Annotated in this window: 16 protein-coding genes; 10 read left to right on the top strand and 6 right to left on the bottom strand. The window is 69.7% G+C overall.

The features are described 5' to 3' along the window. Nucleotides 1-111 precede the first annotated feature (111 nt). Nucleotides 112-609: an LpqN/LpqT family lipoprotein gene (locus ACWDOP_RS22355; RefSeq protein ID WP_456346620.1), complete on the top strand. Its 498-nt coding sequence runs from the start codon at nucleotides 112-114 to the stop codon at nucleotides 607-609. A 33-nt stretch (nucleotides 610-642) separates the two neighbouring features. Here the strand turns inward: ACWDOP_RS22355 and rsmA are convergent, their stop codons facing one another. Together rsmA and ACWDOP_RS22345 are read right to left on the bottom strand one after the other, a co-directional pair. Beyond that, on the bottom strand, nucleotides 643-1533 hold the full coding sequence (gene rsmA, locus ACWDOP_RS22350; protein WP_456346619.1) for a 16S rRNA (adenine(1518)-N(6)/adenine(1519)-N(6))-dimethyltransferase RsmA: 891 nt from the start codon (nucleotides 1531-1533) through the stop codon (nucleotides 643-645). 156 nt (nucleotides 1534-1689) lie between these two features. Next, on the bottom strand, nucleotides 1690-2850 hold the full coding sequence (locus ACWDOP_RS22345; protein WP_456346618.1) for an alpha/beta fold hydrolase: 1161 nt from the start codon (nucleotides 2848-2850) through the stop codon (nucleotides 1690-1692). A gap of 184 nt (nucleotides 2851-3034) precedes the next feature. Between ACWDOP_RS22345 and ACWDOP_RS22340 the strand changes: the two genes are divergently transcribed. Next, entirely contained in the window at nucleotides 3035-3799 is a 765-nt protein-coding gene (locus tag ACWDOP_RS22340) for an SDR family NAD(P)-dependent oxidoreductase (RefSeq protein WP_454208967.1), read from the top strand. Between the two features lie 7 nt (nucleotides 3800-3806). Here the strand turns inward: ACWDOP_RS22340 and ACWDOP_RS22335 are convergent, their stop codons facing one another. Continuing rightward, a complete protein-coding gene (locus ACWDOP_RS22335) occupies nucleotides 3807-4934 on the bottom strand; it encodes a transglycosylase family protein (protein WP_456346617.1) in 1128 nt (375 codons plus the stop codon). A 165-nt stretch (nucleotides 4935-5099) separates the two neighbouring features. After that, a complete protein-coding gene (locus tag ACWDOP_RS22330; RefSeq protein ID WP_454208917.1) occupies nucleotides 5100-5927 on the bottom strand; it encodes a TatD family hydrolase in 828 nt (275 codons plus the stop codon). A gap of 68 nt (nucleotides 5928-5995) precedes the next feature. Between ACWDOP_RS22330 and metG the strand changes: the two genes are divergently transcribed. Then, on the top strand, nucleotides 5996-7555 hold the full coding sequence (gene metG, locus ACWDOP_RS22325) for a methionine--tRNA ligase (protein WP_456346616.1): 1560 nt from the start codon (nucleotides 5996-5998) through the stop codon (nucleotides 7553-7555). Between the two features lie 100 nt (nucleotides 7556-7655). Here metG and ACWDOP_RS22320 read toward each other — a convergent pair whose 3' ends face one another. Next, nucleotides 7656-8585, bottom strand: coding sequence for an SMP-30/gluconolactonase/LRE family protein (locus ACWDOP_RS22320; RefSeq protein ID WP_456346615.1), 930 nt, complete (start codon nucleotides 8583-8585; stop codon nucleotides 7656-7658). 286 nt (nucleotides 8586-8871) lie between these two features. On the opposite strand from ACWDOP_RS22320, the gene ACWDOP_RS22315 reads away from it, so the two are divergent. The 7 genes from ACWDOP_RS22315 (at nucleotide 8872) to ACWDOP_RS22285 (ending at nucleotide 17622) form a co-directional block, all read left to right on the top strand. Next, on the top strand, nucleotides 8872-9924 hold the full coding sequence (locus ACWDOP_RS22315; protein WP_454201823.1) for a 3-oxoacyl-ACP synthase III family protein: 1053 nt from the start codon (nucleotides 8872-8874) through the stop codon (nucleotides 9922-9924). 1 nt (nucleotide 9925) lies between these two features. Continuing rightward, complete coding sequence (locus tag ACWDOP_RS22310) at nucleotides 9926-10837, top strand: hypothetical protein (protein WP_454201822.1); 912 nt, start codon at nucleotides 9926-9928, stop codon at nucleotides 10835-10837. Beyond that, the gene (locus ACWDOP_RS22305) at nucleotides 10834-12648 is read left to right on the top strand and encodes a fatty acid CoA ligase family protein (RefSeq protein ID WP_456346614.1); all 1815 of its coding nucleotides are present in this window, start codon (nucleotides 10834-10836) and stop codon (nucleotides 12646-12648) included. The genes ACWDOP_RS22310 and ACWDOP_RS22305 overlap by 4 nt, the downstream gene beginning before the upstream one ends. Continuing rightward, the gene (locus ACWDOP_RS22300) at nucleotides 12645-12917 is read left to right on the top strand and encodes a hypothetical protein (protein WP_456346613.1); all 273 of its coding nucleotides are present in this window, start codon (nucleotides 12645-12647) and stop codon (nucleotides 12915-12917) included. The genes ACWDOP_RS22305 and ACWDOP_RS22300 overlap by 4 nt, the downstream gene beginning before the upstream one ends. Then, nucleotides 12914-13966, top strand: coding sequence for an NAD-dependent epimerase/dehydratase family protein (locus tag ACWDOP_RS22295; protein WP_456346612.1), 1053 nt, complete (start codon nucleotides 12914-12916; stop codon nucleotides 13964-13966). Before ACWDOP_RS22300 ends, ACWDOP_RS22295 begins: the two co-directional genes overlap by 4 nt. A 34-nt stretch (nucleotides 13967-14000) precedes the next feature. Then, on the top strand, nucleotides 14001-15233 hold the full coding sequence (locus tag ACWDOP_RS22290; RefSeq protein WP_456346611.1) for a peptide synthetase: 1233 nt from the start codon (nucleotides 14001-14003) through the stop codon (nucleotides 15231-15233). A 253-nt stretch (nucleotides 15234-15486) separates the two neighbouring features. Then, nucleotides 15487-17622, top strand: a complete 2136-nt coding sequence (locus ACWDOP_RS22285) for an MMPL family transporter (RefSeq protein WP_456346610.1) — start codon at nucleotides 15487-15489, stop codon at nucleotides 17620-17622. Between the two features lie 189 nt (nucleotides 17623-17811). Here the strand turns inward: ACWDOP_RS22285 and rsmI are convergent, their stop codons facing one another. Then, the gene (gene rsmI, locus ACWDOP_RS22280; RefSeq protein WP_456346609.1) at nucleotides 17812-18666 is read right to left on the bottom strand and encodes a 16S rRNA (cytidine(1402)-2'-O)-methyltransferase; all 855 of its coding nucleotides are present in this window, start codon (nucleotides 18664-18666) and stop codon (nucleotides 17812-17814) included. Between the last annotated feature and the right edge of the window lie 221 nt (nucleotides 18667-18887).

Below are 18887 nucleotides of genomic sequence, written 5' to 3'. Positions count from 1 at the left end.
GGGCGGTGGCCGGATTCCGCCGGGTGGGTGGTCACCCGCGGGCGCGCTGGTGTTCAATGGCTGCGACCGCGGTGGGGACCGCCTCGCCCGTGATGCCGAGGAGCGCGTTTCGTGACGACGATTGCCGAGTATTTGGTCGGCGGGGATGTTCAGATCACCCCGGTGGCCGTGGGAGAAGCCGGGGCGCCGGAGATCTCGATCTCCGTGCCCGAGGGCTGGCTCACCGTCGACACGGCCATGTTCCCGGGCGCCTACGGGGTGTGGACGCTCCCGCCGGAGGACGGCTGGGCCGACAACGTGGTGCTGCTGCTCGGCAGGCTGTCCAAGCCGGTCAACGCCGCCGAACTGCTGGAGTGCTCGTTCTCCGATGCCCGCCAGCTGCCGCAGTGGCAGGAGCTCGGCGCGGAAATCGGTGACTACCAGGGCTATCCGTCGGCCTCGGTGACCGGCACCTACGCGGTGGAGCAGCTCGGCCTGTGGGTGCACACCCGCTACGTGCTGGTGGCCGTGGGCACCTACGAGTACCTGGTGCAGGCCACCTTCACCGCCCGCGCCGACGGCCCGGGGATCGACCCGGCCACCATCGGCAGCCTGCGGGTCGCCGTCTGACGCACGCACCCGGATAGGCGGCGCGGCACCCGCTCACTGCGGCGGGACCTGCTCCGCGAGCCGGACGAACGCGGCGGTGTCCAGGGTCTCGCCGCGGGCGGTGGGCGCGATTCCCGCTGCCACCAGGCGCCTTTCGGCCTCGACCGGGGAACCCGCCCAGCCCGCCAGGGCCGCGCGCAGCGTCTTGCGGCGCTGCGCGAAGGCGGCGTCGACGACCTCGTAGACGCGCCTGCGATGCGATTCGTCCATGGGCCAGGGCGATTCGGTGAAGCGGTCGATGCGCACCAGTCCGGATTCGACCTGCGGCACCGGCCAGAAGATCTGGCGGCCAACGGTTCCCGCGCGCTTCACGGTGCCGAAGAAACCGGCTTTCACGCTCGGCACGCCGTAGATACGGCCGCCGGGCACGGCGGCGAGCCGGTCGGCGACCTCGAGCTGCACCATCACGAGAGTCGTTCGAATGCTGGGCAATTCGGCCAGCAGGTGCAGCAGCACGGGCACGGCGACGTTGTAGGGCAGGTTCGCGACCAGGGCGGTCGGGGCGGCCGGCAGATCCGCGGCCTGCACCCGCAGCGCGTCCGCCTGCACGACGGTGAGCCGGTCGGCGAGGGTCGGCGCGCGATCCTTGACCGTCTGCGGCAGATGCTCGGCGAGGTTCGGGTCGATCTCCACCGCGATGACGCGATCGGCGGCGTCGAGCAGGCCCAGGGTCAGCGAACCGAGACCGGGGCCGACCTCGAGCACCACGTCGTCACGGCCCACGCTGCCCGCGGCGACGATGCGGCGCACGGTGTTGGCGTCGTGGACGAAGTTCTGTCCGAGCTGCTTGGTCGGGCGCACCCCGAATCGCTCCGCGAGCACCCGCACTTCGGCGGGCCCGAGCAGGGCGGCTTCTCCTCGACCGGCGTTCTCTGGTTCGGACACCCTGGGAAACCTATCAACCCGGGCCCGGTCACCGCCCCGACACCCCGGCGCCGAGCGCGCCCGGAAGGTCGGTGAGCCCCGTCTCCACCGCGGCCGGCACGGTGCGTGACTCGGCGATCGATGACCGCCGTCGCCGCACCGGCCGGGCCCGGCGGCTCAGGCCTGGACGGGGGTGGCGAGCACGCGGCCGATGAAGGCGTCGATCGCGGCCCACATCTGCGGATTGAGTTCGGTGTGGCTGCCGGTGCCCGTCACCGTCGTGAAGTCGACGCCGTTGGCGGCGAACTGGCCGGCGAGGGCGACATGCAGCGGGGAGGGCACGGTGACGTCGGTCAGGTTGAGCAGCAGCAGGATCGGCTCGTCGTAACCGTTGACCGGCACCGCCATGTAGTCGGTGATCGCGGCGCGGAAGCGCGGGTCGGCGAGCGGGCGGGCGAGCAGATCTCCGACGGAGAGGCCGTTGGTGATCTTCATGATGTCCATGAAGCAGAGGCTGCCCGCCTGATCGAAGACCTCGCGGCCGCGCGGGGTGAGGTAGCTGTCCATATCCAGATCCGGGCGGGTCTCGCGCAGGCCGACCAGCATGCTGACGATGAAGGTGTCCACGGCGTTGCCGTTGTCGCCGGGGATGTCCGGCACGTACGGTCCGGCCAGCGGGACGAACTTCTCCACATCCGAGGCCGGGTCGACGGCGATGGTGCCGCGGAAGTCCAATTCCGGTGCGCGCGTGGACTGCAGGTGCGCCGCGCCGAGCGCCGCGTGGCCGCCCTGGGAGAACCCGATCACCGACCAGGTGCGCGAGAGTTCGGGCCGGGCAGCGCGCGCGGCCTGCACCAGGTCGATGGTGGCGGTCGCCTCGCTGCGCAGTTCGAGATACGGGTGCGGGCCGGTGTCGAAACCGCCGAGCCCCAGATAATCCGGTGCGACGACGGCGAAGCCCTTGGACACCAGGTAGTTCAGGAACTGGTCTTCCTTGGGGCGCGCGACCCGGGTGGTGCCGCTCTGGCCGCCGCAGTTCGGGCCGAGGCCGGAGGTGCCGTGGTCGTAGGCCATGATCGGCCAGCCACCCTCGGGGGCCGGGCCGTCGGGCAGGATCAGCGCGCCGCTGGCCTGGACCGGAGCGCCGTTGGAGCGTTCGGTCCAGTAGTTCACCGCGTAGCCGTGGGCGAGTCCGCGCCAGCCGGGAGCCTGGGCGGTGACATCGATCAGCGAGCCGCTCGCCGCCGCCTGTGCGGGCGCCGCGGGCAGGGCGAGCAGGCCGCTCGCCACCACCGCCGCCGCGGTGGCAACTCGGATACGCCAATCGAACAACCGCATGAAACCTCCATCAGCTGGTTCTGTCGCGTGTGTCGCGCGCCGGAAAGCTTAGCCATTGAAACTGGTCACACGATTAAGAGAACTCTATGAGCGGCGTCCGCACTTGAATTCAGGACAAATCGACCGGTCATCGGTACCGCCGACCATTGACGCGAAGTGAAACTTGTTCTAATTTCCCGTCATGTTGCGTAGATACGACGGACGTCGAGTACTTGTCACGGGAGCCGGTTCGGGCATCGGCCAGGGCATCGCCCTGCGCCTGCTCTCCGAGGGCGCACAGCTGGTCGCGGCGGATATCAACGACGAGGGTCTGAAGACCACCGTCGAGGCCGCGACCGAGGAGCAGCGCGCACGGCTGCGCACGCTGACCCTGGACGTCGCGAATCCGGAATCGGTGAGCGCCACCGTGGCCGCGGCCGTCGAATTCCTCGGCGGGCTGGACGTTCTGGTGAACGCGGCGGGCATCATGCGCGCCGGGCACACCCACGAACTGCCCCTGGACATCTGGAACACGGTGCTCGCGGTGAACCTCACCGGCACCTTCCTGGTGACCCAGCAGGCCCTGCCGCACCTCATCGAGACCCAGCGCGGCGTGGTGGTGAACTTCTCCTCCACCTCGGCGTTCGGCTCGGTGCCCTACATGTCGGCGTACGCCGCCTCCAAGGCGGGCGTCAACGCCTTCACCCACGCCATCGCCCTGGAATACGTGAAACAGGGTCTGCGCGCGGTGAACATCGTCCCGGGCGGGATCGGGACCGGACTGACCGCCGGCCTCGACCTGCCCGCCGACGCCGACTGGAGCCTGCTGGCCCGCCTCCCCGGCTGGATCGAGGGCGGCATGCTCGGCAAGCCCGAGGATGTGGCGGGCGCGGTGGCGATGGTGGCCTCCGACGACGGGCGCTACATCACCGGCACCGAGATCCGCGTGGACGGCGGCGCACTGATGTAGGTGCGTGTCAGCTGATGCCGAGGCGGCTGGTGCAGGCGGGCCAGGCGCCCCAGCCCTGGCGGGCGCGAGTCACCTCGGCGATCGCGATCTGCTCCTCGCGGGTCGCGAGATCCGCGCGGGGGGCGTAGCGGAGGCCGCCCTGGCGGGCCCAGGTGTTGGCGTCGAACTGGATGCCGCCGTAGTAGCCGTTGCCGGTGTTGATGGCCCAGTTGCCGTTGGACTCACACTTGGCCAGGGCATCCCAGGTGTGGCCGTCGCGGACCTCGGGTACCTCGGTGCCGGGCTTGGTGCCCTTGCGGACGGTCTTGGGCGCGGCGGCCACGATGACCGTGTGGGTGACCGGATCCTTCGCGGCCTCATGGCCGTTCACGATCGAGACCGCGAAAGTGACGTCCTGGGTACCGGGTACGCCCGGGTTCTCCACGACCGTCCGGCTCTGATTGAGGGTCGGATCCTCGATGATGTTCTCTTCGGGCTCCAAAGGCAGCCGCTCGGTGCGCTTTTCGACGTACTTGCGCGTGACCACGATCTTCATGCCGTCGGTGAGCGTGGTGTCCGGGCCCGGCACGACCGAATCCTGATCGACCAGCGGGCGGCCCTGCTCCTCGAGCAGCTTCCCGACCGTCGGCGCGGCCAGGCGCACCAGGCCGGGCGCGCCGCCGTTGTCGGACAGTTCCACGGTGCGCGGGTTGGTGATCAGCAGCGAGGCGCCCTCGAGCGGCAGCGGGGAGGGGCGCGCGGGCGAGGTGTACACGTCGCCGGGCAGATTCAGCTTCACGATGGCCTCGGCCACGGTGAGCGCGGTCGTCCACGCCTTGGACGGGCGGCCGTCCACGATCATGGCGACCTCGCGCGCGCGATTCAGCGTGATGGTCCCGCCATCGCTGATCTTCGCACCGGCGGAAGGGGATACGTCGTCGCGACCGCTGATCCCGTAGCCCGCGTCCTTGAGCACGCCGCGCACATCGCCGTACATGGTGTGCTGGGTGATGGACATGCCGTCCACCACCACGGTGACCGTCTTCTTGTTCACGATCGCCACGCCCGCACCGACGATGAGCGTGACGAGCATCGCCGCGATGGCGCCGTACAGCAGCGGCGATCGCGACGAATTGATCTTCGTCAGTGGCTTCATCGATAGTCTCGGCATGGTCACAGTACGATAACGAGGGCCGGGGGAATTGACAATGGAAACGCGGTGACCCGCGGTTGCGAATATTACGAAGTCATATAGCGCCGCAGGTGGATCACGGCGCGGCCCAATCATAGTGAGCGAGGCCACACCTCGCGAATCGGACGGTCAGATGCCGTAGACCCGCCTGGCATTGGCGGTGGTGATCTTGGCCAGGGTCTGCGGATCCTGTTCCCGTACTTCCGCGAGCGCGCGCACGGTATAGGGCAGCATGTACGACTCGTTCGGTGCGCCGCGGAACGGATGCGGGGTCAGAAACGGCGCGTCCGTTTCGACCAGAATCTGTGCGTCCGGAACGACTTTCGCCGCCTCCCGCAATTCATGGGCGTTCTTGAAACTCACCGTGCCGGAGAAACTCAGCACGTAGCCCTCGTCCACGCACGCCATGGCCATATTGGCGTCGGAGGAGAAGCAGTGGAAGATCACCGTTTCCGGCGCGCCCTCGTCCAGCAGCACGGTGAGCAAATCATGATCGGCTTCGCGGTTGTGGATCATGAGCGGTTTGCCCAGCCGCTTGGCGAGGTCGATGTGCCAGCGGAAACCCTCCACCTGCGTCTCGATGTCCGCGCACCCGTCGAGCTTGCCGGGCCAGTAGTAGTCGAGCCCGGTCTCCCCCACCGCGACCACCCGCGGGTCCGCGGCCAGCGCCTCGAGTTCGGCCTTGGCCGCCTCGTCCAGCGCGTTCGCCCGGGTCGGATGCAGCGCGACGGCCGCGTATACCCGCCTGTCCCAGTTCGCCGCCCGGACCGCGAAACGCGCGGCGTCGAGATCGTCGGCGATGGTCACCACTTCGCGCACACCCGCGGCCTCGGCCCGATCCACAATCGCGGCAACCGATTCCGCGTCCGTCGCACCGCAGGCGTCCAGATGCGTATGCGCGTCGATGAGCGGGAACAGCGGCTGGGGCGGTTCGGGGGCCGGTCGGGTGTTACGCATGGTCGACACCGGCGACGGGGATATTCACGCGAGTGGCAGCAGGCACGCAGATTAGAGTAGTCACCACCATGAGTGCATCCGATCGCCCCGCCTTCTACGTGACCACGGCCATTGCGTACCCCAACGGTGCACCGCACATGGGTCACGCCTACGAATACATCTCCACCGATGCCCTGGCCCGCTTCAAGCGGCTGGACGGTTTCGATGTGTTCTTCATGACCGGCACCGACGAGCACGGGCAGAAGGTGCAGCAGGCGGCCAAGGCCGCCGGCGTTCCGGAGCAGGAGTACGCCGCGCGCAACTCCGACGTCTTCGAACGCCTGGACAAGGCCCTGGATGTCTCCTACGACCGGTTCATTCGCACCACGGACGCCGATCATCACGCCGCGTCCATCGCGCTCTGGGAGAAGATCGCGGCCAACGGCGACATCTACCTCGACACCTACGCGGGCTGGTACTCCGTGCGTGACGAGGCGTTCTACGCCGAGGACGAGACCACCGTCCTCGAGGACGGCACCCGCGTGTCCACCGAGAGCCGGACACCGGTCGAGTGGACCGAGGAGTCGAACTACTTCTTCCGCCTGTCCGCGTACCAGGACCGGCTGCTCGAGCTGTTCGAGCAGGACCCCGAGTTCCTCGCGCCCGCGACCCGCCGCAACGAGATCGTCTCGTACGTGAAGTCGGGCCTGAAGGATCTGTCCATCTCGCGCACCACCTTCGACTGGGGCGTTCCGGTGCCCGGCGATCCGGCGCACGTGATGTACGTGTGGATGGACGCGCTCACCAACTACCTCACCGGCGCGGGTTACCCGGACGTCGAGTCCGAGCGTTTCCGCAAGTTCTGGCCCGCCGACGTGCACATCATCGGCAAGGACATCACGCGCTTCCACGCCATCTACTGGCCCGCGTTCCTGATGTCGGCCGACATCGCCCTGCCGAAACGCGTTTTCGCGCACGGGTTCCTGTACAACAGGGGCGAGAAGATGTCGAAGTCGACCGGCAACGTGGTCGATCCGATGGAACTGGTGGACACCTACGGCCTGGACGCCGTGCGCTTCTTCCTGCTGCGCGAGATCTCCTACGGGCAGGACGGCTCGTACAGCCACGAGGGCATCGTCGGCCGCATCAACACCGATCTGGCCAACGAGTACGGCAACCTCGCCCAGCGCTGCCTGAAGATGGTGCTGCGCGATTTCGGCGGCGTGGTCCCGGCTCCCGGCGACTTCACCGATGAGGACAAAGCACTGCTCGAGCGTGCGAACGGCCTGTTGGAGAAGGTGCGCGCCGAATTCGACCAGCAGCTCATCCATCTGGGCCTCGAGCAGCTGTGGCTGACCCTCGGTGAGACCAACCGCTACTTCTCCGCGCAGGCCCCGTGGACGCTGGCCAAGTCGGGCACCCCGGAGGACGTCGCGCGCGAGGGCACCATCCTCTACGTGACCATGGAGGTGCTGCGCATCGTGACCCTGCTGGTGCAGCCGGTGATTCCGGGCGCGGCCGGCCGGATCCTGGATCTGCTCGGCCAGACCGATCGCGATTTCGCGGCCATCGCCACCCCGCTGACCCCCGGCCTGGCGCTGCCCGAGCCGGCGGTCGTGTTCCCGAAGTTCGTGGAGCCCAAGGCTTAACGAGAAATTCACGGCGGCGGCCCCGTGTCCGATCTCCGGACGCGGGGCCGCCGTTCGCGCGGGGGTGTGCGCGGCGTTGCCCGGGGTGCCCGGGCGCGCCTCAGACCGTCAGGCGGGTCACCGCGCCCAGGAAACCGGTGGCGTACAACGACGTCGAATCCCAGCCGGGTCCGGCGCCGAAGCGCACCGAGGTGATGAAGGGCAGGCCCTCGGCGATCGTGCAGTGGGTCCCGGCGTCCGGGTCGACGCGCACCACCTTGCCCGCGGTGTTGAGCGCCACGTACACCGCGCCGTCCGGCCCGACGGTCATGTCGTCGGCCGAGTTCAGCGGCCCGAACCCGGGCAGGACGATGCGGGCGGGAGCGGCGTCCGGACGGTCGATGTCCACCGCGGCGATGACCGTGTCGGCGTCGAAGGTCGTGGAGACGAACAGCTTTCGGCGCGCGGGATCGTAGGCCAGCCCGTTGGTGGAGGTCAGCTCCGGCGCCAGGGTGTGCGCGCCGGAGCCGTCGGCCGCGACCCGGGTGAGGGTCGTGTTCGCGCCGACGTCGCGGCTGACCACGAAGCCGCCGTCCGGTAGCTGCGCCAGGCCGTTGGGCATGCGCAGGCCGGTGACGGCCGTGTGAACGGCCCCGGTGGCCAGATCGACGGCGACGATCGCGCCGTCGGGGGTGTCCGAGACGCCACTGGCGAAGGTATTCCCGGTGTTCACGTACGCGATGCCGCCGGACACCACCAGGCCACCCGGCGTTTCGACGGGGGCGACGGTGACGCGGCTACCGTCCGGCGTCAGGCGAACCAGCCCGCCGCCGGCACCGCCGAACGAGGTCTCCGAGAGCAGCAGACCGCCGGTCCCGTCGAATGCCAGGTTCTCCAGGACGCCGAAGCCGCTCGCGACCGTGGCCGCGGAGCGGACCGTACAGCCTCCGACTTCGTTTGCGGCAGTGGCGATTCCATTCGCCCCGAAGGTCAGCAAGGCTATGGATTGAGCGGTGACCACCCCGCTCACGAGGCCCTTCGCAAAGTGCATGCGCCCAACCTAACCGGAGCCGACTTTCGAAATCCAGTGCCGCTCAGACAGTTTCGTTACGTCATAGATGTAACTGTCAGTTACATTTTTCGTCGGACGGGTGATCAGGTGAAGTCCCTCACAGCGAACCATTCGGTATCTATGTTCTCACCGGCGCAGATGGCCGACGGGGGCGGTGTCCCAGACAGCATCGGGCAAACGGATCGGTCGCTCGCGTCATTACCGTCGGGTAGCCTCAATCCGTCACTGATTCAGGTTGCTTTTCTTCGCACTTTCAGGAGTCCCTGTGCCGCATTCTCGATTCGAGTCGATCGGCGCTTATCTGCCGTCGAAACGCGTCACCACAGAAGAGCTGGTCGCGCAATTGAAGCAGGCCCCTCCATTCGATCTCGAAAGAATCACGGGCGTTCAGGAACGACGATTCCGCGACACCAGCCCGGAGAACACCGAAGACTCCTTCACGCTCGCGATGAACGCGGCGCAGGACTGTCTTTCCAGGTCACAGTACGCCGCCACCGACCTGGACGTGATCATCTCGACCTCGATCACGCGTAGCAAGGACGGCACCAAGATGTATATGGAGCCGTCCTTCGCCGGTTCCATCGCGCGCGAACTCGGCGCTCGCGAAGACACTATTTCGTTCGATCTCTCGAATGCGTGCGCGGGAATGATGACCGGCACCTACATTCTGGATCGCATGATTCGCTCGGGTGCCATCCGCCGCGGAATGGTGGTGAGCGGCGAGGCCATCACCCCCATCGCGGAAACCGCTGTCACCGAAATCACCGAGAAATACGATCTGCAATTCGCGTCACTTACGGTGGGCGATTCGGGCGCGGCCGTGGTACTGGACGAAGCCGTCGACGACAACGACAAGATCCACTACATCGAGCTGATGACCGCCTCGGAGTTCTCGCACCTGTGCCTGGGCATGCCGAGCGAGAAGTCGCAGGGCGTCGCGCTCTACACCGACAACCGCAAGATGCACAACGAGTCGCGCTTCCTGCTCTGGACCGATTCGCAGCGCAACCACCTCGAGCGGCAGGGCAACACCTTCGCCGAGGAGAACTTCGACTACATGATCCATCACCAGTTCGGCGCGGGCGCGATCCCCTTCATGAACGCCATCGCCGAGCGCGAGTTCGGCAGCCCCATGCCGCCGGACCTGAACGTGATCGAGAAGTACGGAAACACCTCCACCACTTCGCACTTCATCGTGCTCCACGATCAGCTGAGCCAGGAGGCCATCCCGGCCGGCTCGAAGATCCTGATGGTCCCCGCCGCCTCCGGCGTCGTCGGGGGCTTCCTGTCCACCACGATTTCATCCCTGAAGGTCTGACATGGGCGTGCGCATCAAATCCACCGGAACCAGCCGGGCCGGAGACACTTTCAGCATCGTGGAGCTCAGCGGGCAGGCCGCGCGCCAGTCCATGGAGCGGGCCGGGGTTCGCCCCGAACAGGTCGGCGTGCTGATCAACGCCGGCATCTTCCGCGACTCGAACACCGTGGAACCCGCGGTGTCCGCGCTGATTCAGAAGGCCGCCGGAATCGGGCTCGACTACGTGAAGGACGACCCGCGTTCGTTCTCCTTCGATCTCATGAACGCGGGCGTCGGCGCGCTCAACGCGGTGCAGGTGGCTCAGTCGATCCTGGAAACCGGTAGCGCCGAGCACGTTCTCGTGGTCTCCGGGGACACCCACCCCTCGACCAAGCGCGGTACCGCGGACGCGGAATTCCCCTACGCCACGACCGGTGCCGCATTGTTGCTGGAGCGCACCGACGAGCCCGAGGGCTTCGGCCGCGTGCACACCGTCGCGGGCACCGGAACGCCGGTCATCGAGTCCTACGTGGACGTGGCGACCATGGGCACCGGGGGCCGCGACCTCATGACCGTGGTGCGCGAGCCCGGCGCCGAGGACCGGCTGCTGGCCGTGGCCGCCGACGCCGCGCGGCTGGCGCTGTCCGACGGCGAGCCGGACCAGGCCCGCACCGCGCTCATCGCCTCCACCCCGGCCGCCGGTTTCGGCGAGCGGCTGGCGGCGGAGCTGGGCATCGCGCCCAACGCGGTACTGCTGCCGGATCTTTCGCAGGGCGATCCGCACACCGCGGCCCTGACCCTCGCGTACGACCTGGCGGCGCAGGACGATTCGCTGGACGCGTTCACCCACGTGCTGTTCGTGGCCGCCGGCGCGGGCCCCTCGGCCGCGGCGGTGCTCTACCGGCTCCCCGCCGCCGTCGGAGCCGCGGCGTGACAACCGCTACCTACTGGCAGGCCATCGACCGCTTCCGCGCGGTCGCGGCCGCTGCGCCCGACCGGGAAGTCGTGATCTTCCCGGCGGGCACGGCGACTTCGGGACTCCCGGAGTACCGGCACCTGACCTATCGCGAACTCGACGAGTGGTCCGACTCCATCGCGGCGCACCTCGTCGCCGCCGGGGTGGGCCGGGGCACTCGCACCATCGTGCTGGTCCTGCCGAGCCCCGAGTTGTACGCGATCATGTTCGGGCTCTTGAAGATCGGCGCGGTCCCCGTGGTCATCGACCCGGGTATGGGCCTGCGCAAGATGCTCAACTGCCTGCGCGCGGCGGACGCGGAGGCCTTCATCGGCATTCCGCAGGCGCACGCGGCCCGCGTGCTGTTCCGCCGGTACTTCCGGGGCATCCGGGTCCCGATCACCGTGGGGCCGCGCTGGTTCTGGGGCGGGGAGACCCTGCAGAGCTGGGGCGGACCCGCGGCCGTGGCGGCGGGGGCCGCACCGGCGCCCGCGACCGGTCGTGGCGACGCGGCCCGGGCGCGCGTCCGGGCCGTGCGCGCCCAGCTCGCCGGCGTACGCGCGGCCTGGGAGCGCGGCTCGGCCTCGCTGCCCACCGCCTACACCGCGGTCGAGCGCACGCCCGCGCCCGCGGACGAGCTGCTGCTCATCGCCTTCACCACCGGCAGCACCGGACCGGCCAAGGCCGTGGAGATGACGCACGGGAACCTCTCGGCCATGGTCGACCAGGTCGACGCCGCCCGCGCGCGCGTCGCACCGGGCACCTCGCTCATCACCCTGCCGCTGGTCGGCATCCTGGACATGCTGCTCGGCTCCAGATGCGTACTGCCGCCGCTGATCCCGAGCCAGGTCGGCTCGACCGACCCGGCGCACGTGGTGGACGCGATCAACCGGTTCGGGGTGCGGACGATGTTCGCCTCCCCCGCCGTCCTGATCCCGCTGCTGCGGCACCTGGAATCGACCGGGGTGAAAATCCCCACGCTGCACAGCATCTACTCCGGCGGCGCACCCGTCCCGGACTGGTGCATCGCCGGTCTGCGCGAGGTGCTGAGCCCCGACGCGGAGGTGCACGCGGGCTACGGTTCGACCGAGGCCCTGCCGATGTCGACCATCGAATCCCGGGAACTGCTCGGCGGTCTCGTAGAACGGGCGCATCGAGGTGAGGGCACCTGTATCGGGCGCCCCGCCGAGAACGTGCGCGCGCGGCTGGTCGCCATCACCGACGATCCGCTGCCGAACTGGTCCGACGCGCTGGCCCGCGAGGCCGAGCTGGTCGCGACCCGGGGCATCGGCGAACTCGTGGTCGCCGGCCCGAACGTCAGCACTCGCTACTACTGGCCGCACGCGGCCAACCGCGCGGGCAAGATCGTCGAGGACGGCGTGGTCTGGCACCGCACCGGCGATCTCGCGTGGATCGACGACGAGGGCCGGATCTGGTTCTGCGGGCGCAAGTCCCAGCGCGTGCACACCGCCGCGGGACCCATGTTCAGCGTGCAGGTCGAGCAGGTGTTCAACACCCTGCCCGGCGTCGCCCGGACCGCGCTGGTCGGGGTCGGCCCGTGCGGCGCGCAGCGGCCCGTGCTCTGCGTGGAGACCGAGACCGGCGCGAACCCGCTGAGCCTGACGGCCGAACTGCGCGATCGCGCCGCCGCGTTCGAGGTCACCGCGCCCGTGCGGGACTTCCTGTTCCACCCGAAGTTCCCCGTGGACATCCGCCACAATGCCAAGATCGGCCGCGAGCAGCTGGCCGTCTGGGCAACCGAGCAGCTCGGAGAGGACAAGGGACGATGAAGGTGACCCTACTGCGGGCGATTCCGATTCTGGGCTGGCTGTACCTGTTCGCGGGGGTGTTCGCCGCCGGCACCGGGCGCGCGCCGGCCAATCGGCTGCTGCGGGCGATCTTCTGGATCGACGCCTTCCTGAGCATCGTGGTGCACGCGGCGCAGATCCCGTCCGCGCTGCGCGCCACCGCGGGCAGCGGCCACTCCCCGGCCGAGACCGCGATCATGACCCAGATCTTCGGCCTCACCTGGTGGAAGACGCAGGAGGCGGCCCGATGAGCACCAAGAAGGCACTGGTCACCGGGGCCTCCGGCTTCCTGGGCGGCGCCATCGTGCGCCGCCTGCTCGCCGACGGCGGCTACCGGGTCGCCGTGCTGGCCCGGCCCACCAGCAATCTGCGCGATCTGGACGCGGTCATCGATCAGGTGGAGATCGTCACCGGCGACCTCACCGATCCGGCGTCGCTCGATCGCGCCACGCAGGGCGTCGACGCGGTCTTCCACAGCGCCGCCCGCGTCGACGAGCGCGGCACCCGCGCCCAGTTCGTGGCCGAGAACCTCACGGCCACCGAACATTTGCTCGCGAGCGCCCGGCGCAACGGGGCGAGCCGCTTCGTCTTCATCTCCAGCCCCAGCGCGCTCATGGATCGCGACGGCGGCGACCAGGTGAACATCGACGAGTCGGTGCCCTACCCGAGCCGGTATCTGAACCTTTACTCCGAGACCAAGGCCGCCGCCGAACGCGCCGTATTGGCCGCCGACGCACCGGGTTTCACCACCTCCGCACTGCGGCCCCGGGCCATCTGGGGCGCGGGCGACCGGTCCGGCCCGATCGTGCGGCTGCTGAGCCGCGCGGCCACCGGATCGCTGCCGGACCTGTCCTACGGCAAGCAGGTGTACGCCTCGCTGTGCCACGTCGACAACATCGCCGACGCCGCGGTCAAGGCTGCCGCCTCGGAAAAGGTCGGCGGCAAGGCGTATTTCATCGCCGACGCCGAGCAGACCGACGTGTGGGGCTTCCTGGGCGAGGTCGCCGAGGGCCTGGGCTACGAACGGCCCAGCCGGCAGCCCAATCCCAAGGTGCTCGGCGCGGTCGTCGCCGTCATCGACACCATCTGGCGCATCCCCTACGTCGCCACCCGCTGGTCACCGCCGCTGTCGCGCTACGTGGTGGCGCTCATGACCCGCACCGCGACCTACGACACCGGCGCCGCCGCCGCGGATTTCGAGTACCGGGCGGTCGTCGACCGCGAGACCGGGCTGGCCGAATTCCTGGCCTGGCTCGAAACCCAGGGCGGCGTCACCGAATTGACCAAGGACCTACGGTAACCATCCCGGCGGTCCGCGCGCAGCAGAGGCAGTTATGAGCACCTTCCGCCGGCCCATCTCTCCCACCGAACTCATCTATTTCCCCATGCGGGATCTCGCGCCGCCGTTCCTCATGCAGCTCGCCATCGAGGGCGAGGGCACGCTCGACGCCGAACGGCTGCGGCGCGCGGTCGCCATCGCCTCGGCCGCCAATCCCGGTGCGCGCCTGGTGCGCGACGGCTCGTACTGGGTGGACAGCGGGGTCGCGCCGACCGTGCGCGAGGTGCGGCACGCGCTGCAGTTCCCGGCGCTGGAGGCGGATCCGGTGCTCACCAGCCCGATCGGGCCGACACCGGAGTCCACCACCGAGGTGCTGCTGCTGACCGCCGACCCGGTGACCATCGTGTTCCGGGTGTTCCACGGCGTCATGGACGGCATGGGCATGGTCATGTGGGCCACCGACATCCTGCGCGTGCTGCGCGGGCAGGAGCCCGTCGGCGCGGCCGATCCGGTGGCCGACGCCGAACTCGTGGCCAAGGTGGGCGCGCCGGGCAAGCCCGCGCTCATGGTGCCGCGCTTCGGCTCCGCCCTCGGGCGCGGCCGCCAGCTTCCGGGCGAGCACCGGCACCTGTTGCGGCACCGCACGATCAACGCCGCGGGTGCGGGTGCGCTCATGCGGGTCGCGGCCATTCTCGCGGACGAGGGCGGGCCGCTCTCGCGCATCATGATTCCGGTCGATCTGCGCCGCCACGATCCGGCGCTGCGGTCGACCGGCAATCTGGCGCTGCCCCTGTTCCTGGACGCGCGGCCCGGCACCGACTGGAAACAGCTCAACGCCGAGAAGCGCGCCGGGCTCGACGAGGGCCGCGAACTCAACCAGATGGACAACACCGGGCTGACCAAGCTCCCGCCCGCCGCGGGCCGGGCGCTGGCGCGCTCGCTCAACTGGATGGGCGCGCGCCTGGGCCGGAATCTGGCTTCCGCCACCGTCTCCCACATGGGCCGCTACGACCTGGACGCGCTGGCGGTACCGGGCTTCGCGCCCACCTCGGTCCGGGTGCTGCCCCAGCACAGCGTGGCCATGCCGATCCTCATGGGTCTGACCGAGGGCGGCGGGCGTACCGAGCTGACGGTCTCGGTGCGCAGCGGCAAGGGCATCCCCGATCGCCTGGACGCGCTGCTGGACCGGATCGTGCGCACCCTGGAAAGCGAACTGACACCGGCGGATTCGGCGCAATCCCGGACCGTCGCCCCTGGAACCGACGCGACGGGGACCGCCGGGCGATGACCGGAATCCGCCGGGTGCTGAGAGCGGCCGCGGGCGGGGTACTCCGGGCAGCCGGGTCCCCGCTCTCGACGGCGGCCCGCACATCGGCGGTATTTCTGACGGCCTCCGTCGCCTGGGAACCCGTTGCCGGACGCCCGGCGACCTCTGCCCGGTTCGGCCTGAAACACAACGGCGACACCATGATTCCGGTGCGAGGCGGCAGGCGCACGGGCGGTCACGAATCTCGGCACCATCGAAACGGAGTTGTGAACCGATGAACACCTGGGCGCGGCTGGTGGTTTCGTGGCCGAAGACGGTCCTGGCGGCGGGCGTGCTGTTCGCGCTCGCGTGCGGGCTCTTCGCGACCGGGCTGGCCGACAAGGTCAGCGCGGCGGGATTCAGTGACCCGGCGAGCGAATCCAGCGCGGTGGATCGCTGGGTGAAAGAGCAGCTCGGGCCGCAGAACCCGGACATCCTCGCCATCTACACCGCGCCCGAGGGGCAGACGCTGGCCGACATCGGGCCGCGGGTGCTGGAATCGGTGGGACGCATCGACCCGGCGCTGCTGGATCGGCCGGTCGAAACCTATTGGAACAGCACGCGGCAGCAGTACCTGCGCTCGCCCGACGGGCGGCAGGCGGTGGCCGCGGTGTTCGCGGCCGGCGACGACAACCGGCGCATCGCGGTGTATCCCGATATCGCCGAACATCTTCGGGTGCCGGGGGTGGAGACGCAGCTGACCGGATACAGCGCGCTCGCGGACACCATCAGCAACCAGTCGCGCCGCGATCTCGTGATCGCCGAATCCATTTCGATCCCGCTCACCGCCATCGTGCTGGTGCTGGTCTTCGGCGGCGTGGTGGCCGCGTTGCTGCCGGTGCTGGTCGGCACGCTGGCCGTCATCGGCGCGCTGGGCGCGGTGGGGCTCATCGCCCGGTTCACCGAGGTCAGCATCTTCGCCATGAACGTGGTGTCGCTGCTCGGACTCGGATTGGCCATCGACTACGGGCTTTTCGTGGTCAGCCGCTTCCGCGAGGAACTGGCGGCGGGGCGGTCCGTCCCCGAGGCGCTGACCAGAACCCTGCAGACCGCCGGACGCACGGTGCTGTTCTCGGCGCTGCTGCTCATGTGCGCGTTCGCCGGCACCTTCGTCTTCCCGCAGGCGGTGCTGCGCTCGCTCGGATTCGGGGCCATGGCGGCGGTCGCCCTGGCCGCACTGCTCTCGCTGACCGTGCTGCCCGCGATCCTGGTGCTGCTCGGCTCGCGCGTGGGCAAATGGAGTTGGCGCGCCGACGCTTTCGAGCATGCCGAGGCACGCGCGCAGCGCTTCTGGGGGCGGGTCGTCACCGCCGTCATGCGCCGTCCCGGCACCGTCGCCATCGCGGTGGGCGCGCTGCTGCTCGTGCTGGCCGCGCCGCTGACCAGCGTGCGCCTGGGCGACATCGACCACACCGCGCTGCCCGAGGGCAACGAAACCCGCGCGGCGGTCGAGGAATTGGCGGCGAACTTCCCCGCCGCGAACAGCGGCGCGACCGTGCTGCTGCGCGACACCGGCGGCGGGACACCCACTCCGGCGACCATCAGCGCCGCGCTGCGCGAGCTGAGCACGGTTCCCGGTGTGCGCCAGGCGCTGTCGCTGGGCATCCGCGAGGACGCTGCGATCATCCATACCGCGCTGGCCGCGCCCGACCGCTCCCCCGCCGCCCAGGACACCGTGAAAGCCATTCGGGACATTCACCTCGACGGCGCGGAACTCCAGGTCGGCGGCGAGAGCGCGGTGACCGCGGACAGCGTCACCGCCGTGCTCTCCAAACTCCCGCTCATGCTGGTGGTCATGGTCGGCGTGACGCTGCTGATGCTGGCGCTGGCCTTCCGCTCGGTGGTGCTGCCGGTCAAGGCGGTGCTCATGGCGTTCCTGAGTCTCGCGGCCACGTTCGGCGTGCTGACCTGGATCTTCGATCAGGGTCACCTGGCCGACGCGCTGCGCGTCAGTCCCGGGCCGCTGTCGGCAGGGATGCTGGTGCTGATCATCGCGGTGGTGTTCGGCCTGTCCACCGACTACGAGGTCTTCCTGCTCTCGCGCATGGTGGAGGCGCACGACGCCGGGGCGGACACCGAGGAAGCGGTACGGGTCGGCACGGTCCAGACGGCGCGCGTGATCACCGCCGCCGCAACACTTCTGGTGCTGATCACCGGCGCGTTCACGATCTCCCCCCTGACCCCGATGCGCTTCCTGGGCCTCGGCATGGTGATCGCCCTGGTCATCGACGCGACCCTGGTCCGCATGCTGCTGGTCCCCGCGCTGGTGAAACTGATGGGCCCGGCCAACTGGTGGACCCCGTTCCGCCCCGCCCCGCGCAGCACGGAGGTACAGCCGCTCGTGAAAACCGAAGAGTCCAGGGCAGTCTGATCGGCCGCCGCTTCGTCTCACGCGGCGTCCCCGGCGGATACCGGATCTGGGACAACAAGATTCGCCGCTGGTGGGGCGACCTCTACGAGCTGTGCCCGGATGAACTCGTGGCCGAGTTGAACGGCGGGAAACGCCCCGACCGAATCACCGAACTGACCAAACAGGCCCGCGCCCGCAAGCGCTGACCGGTTATTCGGCCGTGCGCGCCGCCAGAACCGCGTCGTACAGCGCCTTGCGGGCGGTGCCCGTGCTTTGCGACACCTCGGCGCAGGCGTCCTTGAGGCGCAGGCCGGCGGCGGCCAGGGCCTCCACGCGGTCCACCAGGTCGGCCGGGTCTATCGAAACCGGTTGCGCGCCTTCCAGAACCACCGTGATCTCGCCGCGCGCGCCCTCGACCGCCCAGGCCGCCAGCTCGGCCAGGGTGCCGCGCACGACCTCCTCGTAGGTCTTGGTGAGCTCGCGGCAGACCGCGCCGCGCCGCTCGGGGCCGAGCACCTCCACCGCGTCGGCCAGGCAGTCGGCCAGGCGGTGCGGGGCCTCGAAGAAGGCGCAGGCGCGGGACTCCGTCGCCAGGGTGCGCAGCCACTCCTTGCGCTGGCCGGACTTGCGCGGGGCGAAACCGTCGAAGCAGAAGCGCTCCACCGGCAGCCCGGACAGCGCCAGCGCGGTGGTCACCGCCGACGGGCCGGGCAGACAGGTGATGGGCAGGTCGCGCTCCACGCACGCCGCGACCATGCGGTAGCCGGGGTCGCTCACCGACGGCATGCCCGCGTCGGTCACCAGCAGCACCGTGCGACCGGACTCGATCTCCTCGAGCAGCATCGGGATGCGCGCGGTCTCGACGTGGTCGTAGAAGCTGACCACCCGCCCGGTGATCTCCACCTCCAGTGCCTTGGCCAGCGACCGCGTCCGGCGGGTGTCCTCGGCGGCGACGATCTCCGCGGAGCCCAGCGCGTCCCGCAGCCGCTGCGAGGCGTCACCGATGTCGCCCATGGGCGTGGCGGCGAGCACCAGCCGTCCGGCTCGGATCGGCTCGGCACTCATCGCACTCCCGTTCGTCGATGTCCTGGGCCGCCACGCGAACGGCGGCGGGCAGCGCCCGAATCGCGGCGCTCGCCCAGCATACGGCGGGCGGCCGCACCGCCCGGGCGGCCGTGCGCCACCGCGGCGATCGACCGTCGGCGTGCGGCGAACCGCCCGTGCCGGCGCACCGCCGGACTCACCGGGGCGCGACCGGCCGGGTGTCGACCGCATAACATCGGGGG

Source organism: Nocardia sp. NPDC003693, assembly GCF_053981095.1.
The sequence above is the reverse complement of the archived record's forward strand: the minus strand, read 5'-3'. Positions and strand labels throughout refer to the sequence as shown.

Bases quoted from the DNA above. Each gene is read 5' to 3' on its own strand.
- ACWDOP_RS22345 (WP_456346618.1), bottom strand. From the start codon at position 2,850: ATGCGGTTGTTCGATTGGCGTATCCGAGTTGCCACCGCGGCGGCGGTG.
- ACWDOP_RS22335 (WP_456346617.1), bottom strand. From the start codon at position 4,934: ATGAAGCCACTGACGAAGATCAATTCGTCGCGATCGCCGCTGCTGTAC.
- ACWDOP_RS22330 (WP_454208917.1), bottom strand. From the start codon at position 5,927: ATGCGTAACACCCGACCGGCCCCCGAACCGCCCCAGCCGCTGTTCCCG.
- metG (WP_456346616.1), top strand. From the start codon at position 5,996: ATGAGTGCATCCGATCGCCCCGCCTTCTACGTGACCACGGCCATTGCG.
- ACWDOP_RS22320 (WP_456346615.1), bottom strand. From the start codon at position 8,585: ATGCACTTTGCGAAGGGCCTCGTGAGCGGGGTGGTCACCGCTCAATCC.
- ACWDOP_RS22310 (WP_454201822.1), top strand. From the start codon at position 9,926: ATGGGCGTGCGCATCAAATCCACCGGAACCAGCCGGGCCGGAGACACT.
- ACWDOP_RS22300 (WP_456346613.1), top strand. From the start codon at position 12,645: ATGAAGGTGACCCTACTGCGGGCGATTCCGATTCTGGGCTGGCTGTAC.
- ACWDOP_RS22295 (WP_456346612.1), top strand. From the start codon at position 12,914: ATGAGCACCAAGAAGGCACTGGTCACCGGGGCCTCCGGCTTCCTGGGC.
- ACWDOP_RS22290 (WP_456346611.1), top strand. From the start codon at position 14,001: ATGAGCACCTTCCGCCGGCCCATCTCTCCCACCGAACTCATCTATTTC.
- ACWDOP_RS22285 (WP_456346610.1), top strand. From the start codon at position 15,487: ATGAACACCTGGGCGCGGCTGGTGGTTTCGTGGCCGAAGACGGTCCTG.
- rsmI (WP_456346609.1), bottom strand. From the start codon at position 18,666: ATGAGTGCCGAGCCGATCCGAGCCGGACGGCTGGTGCTCGCCGCCACG.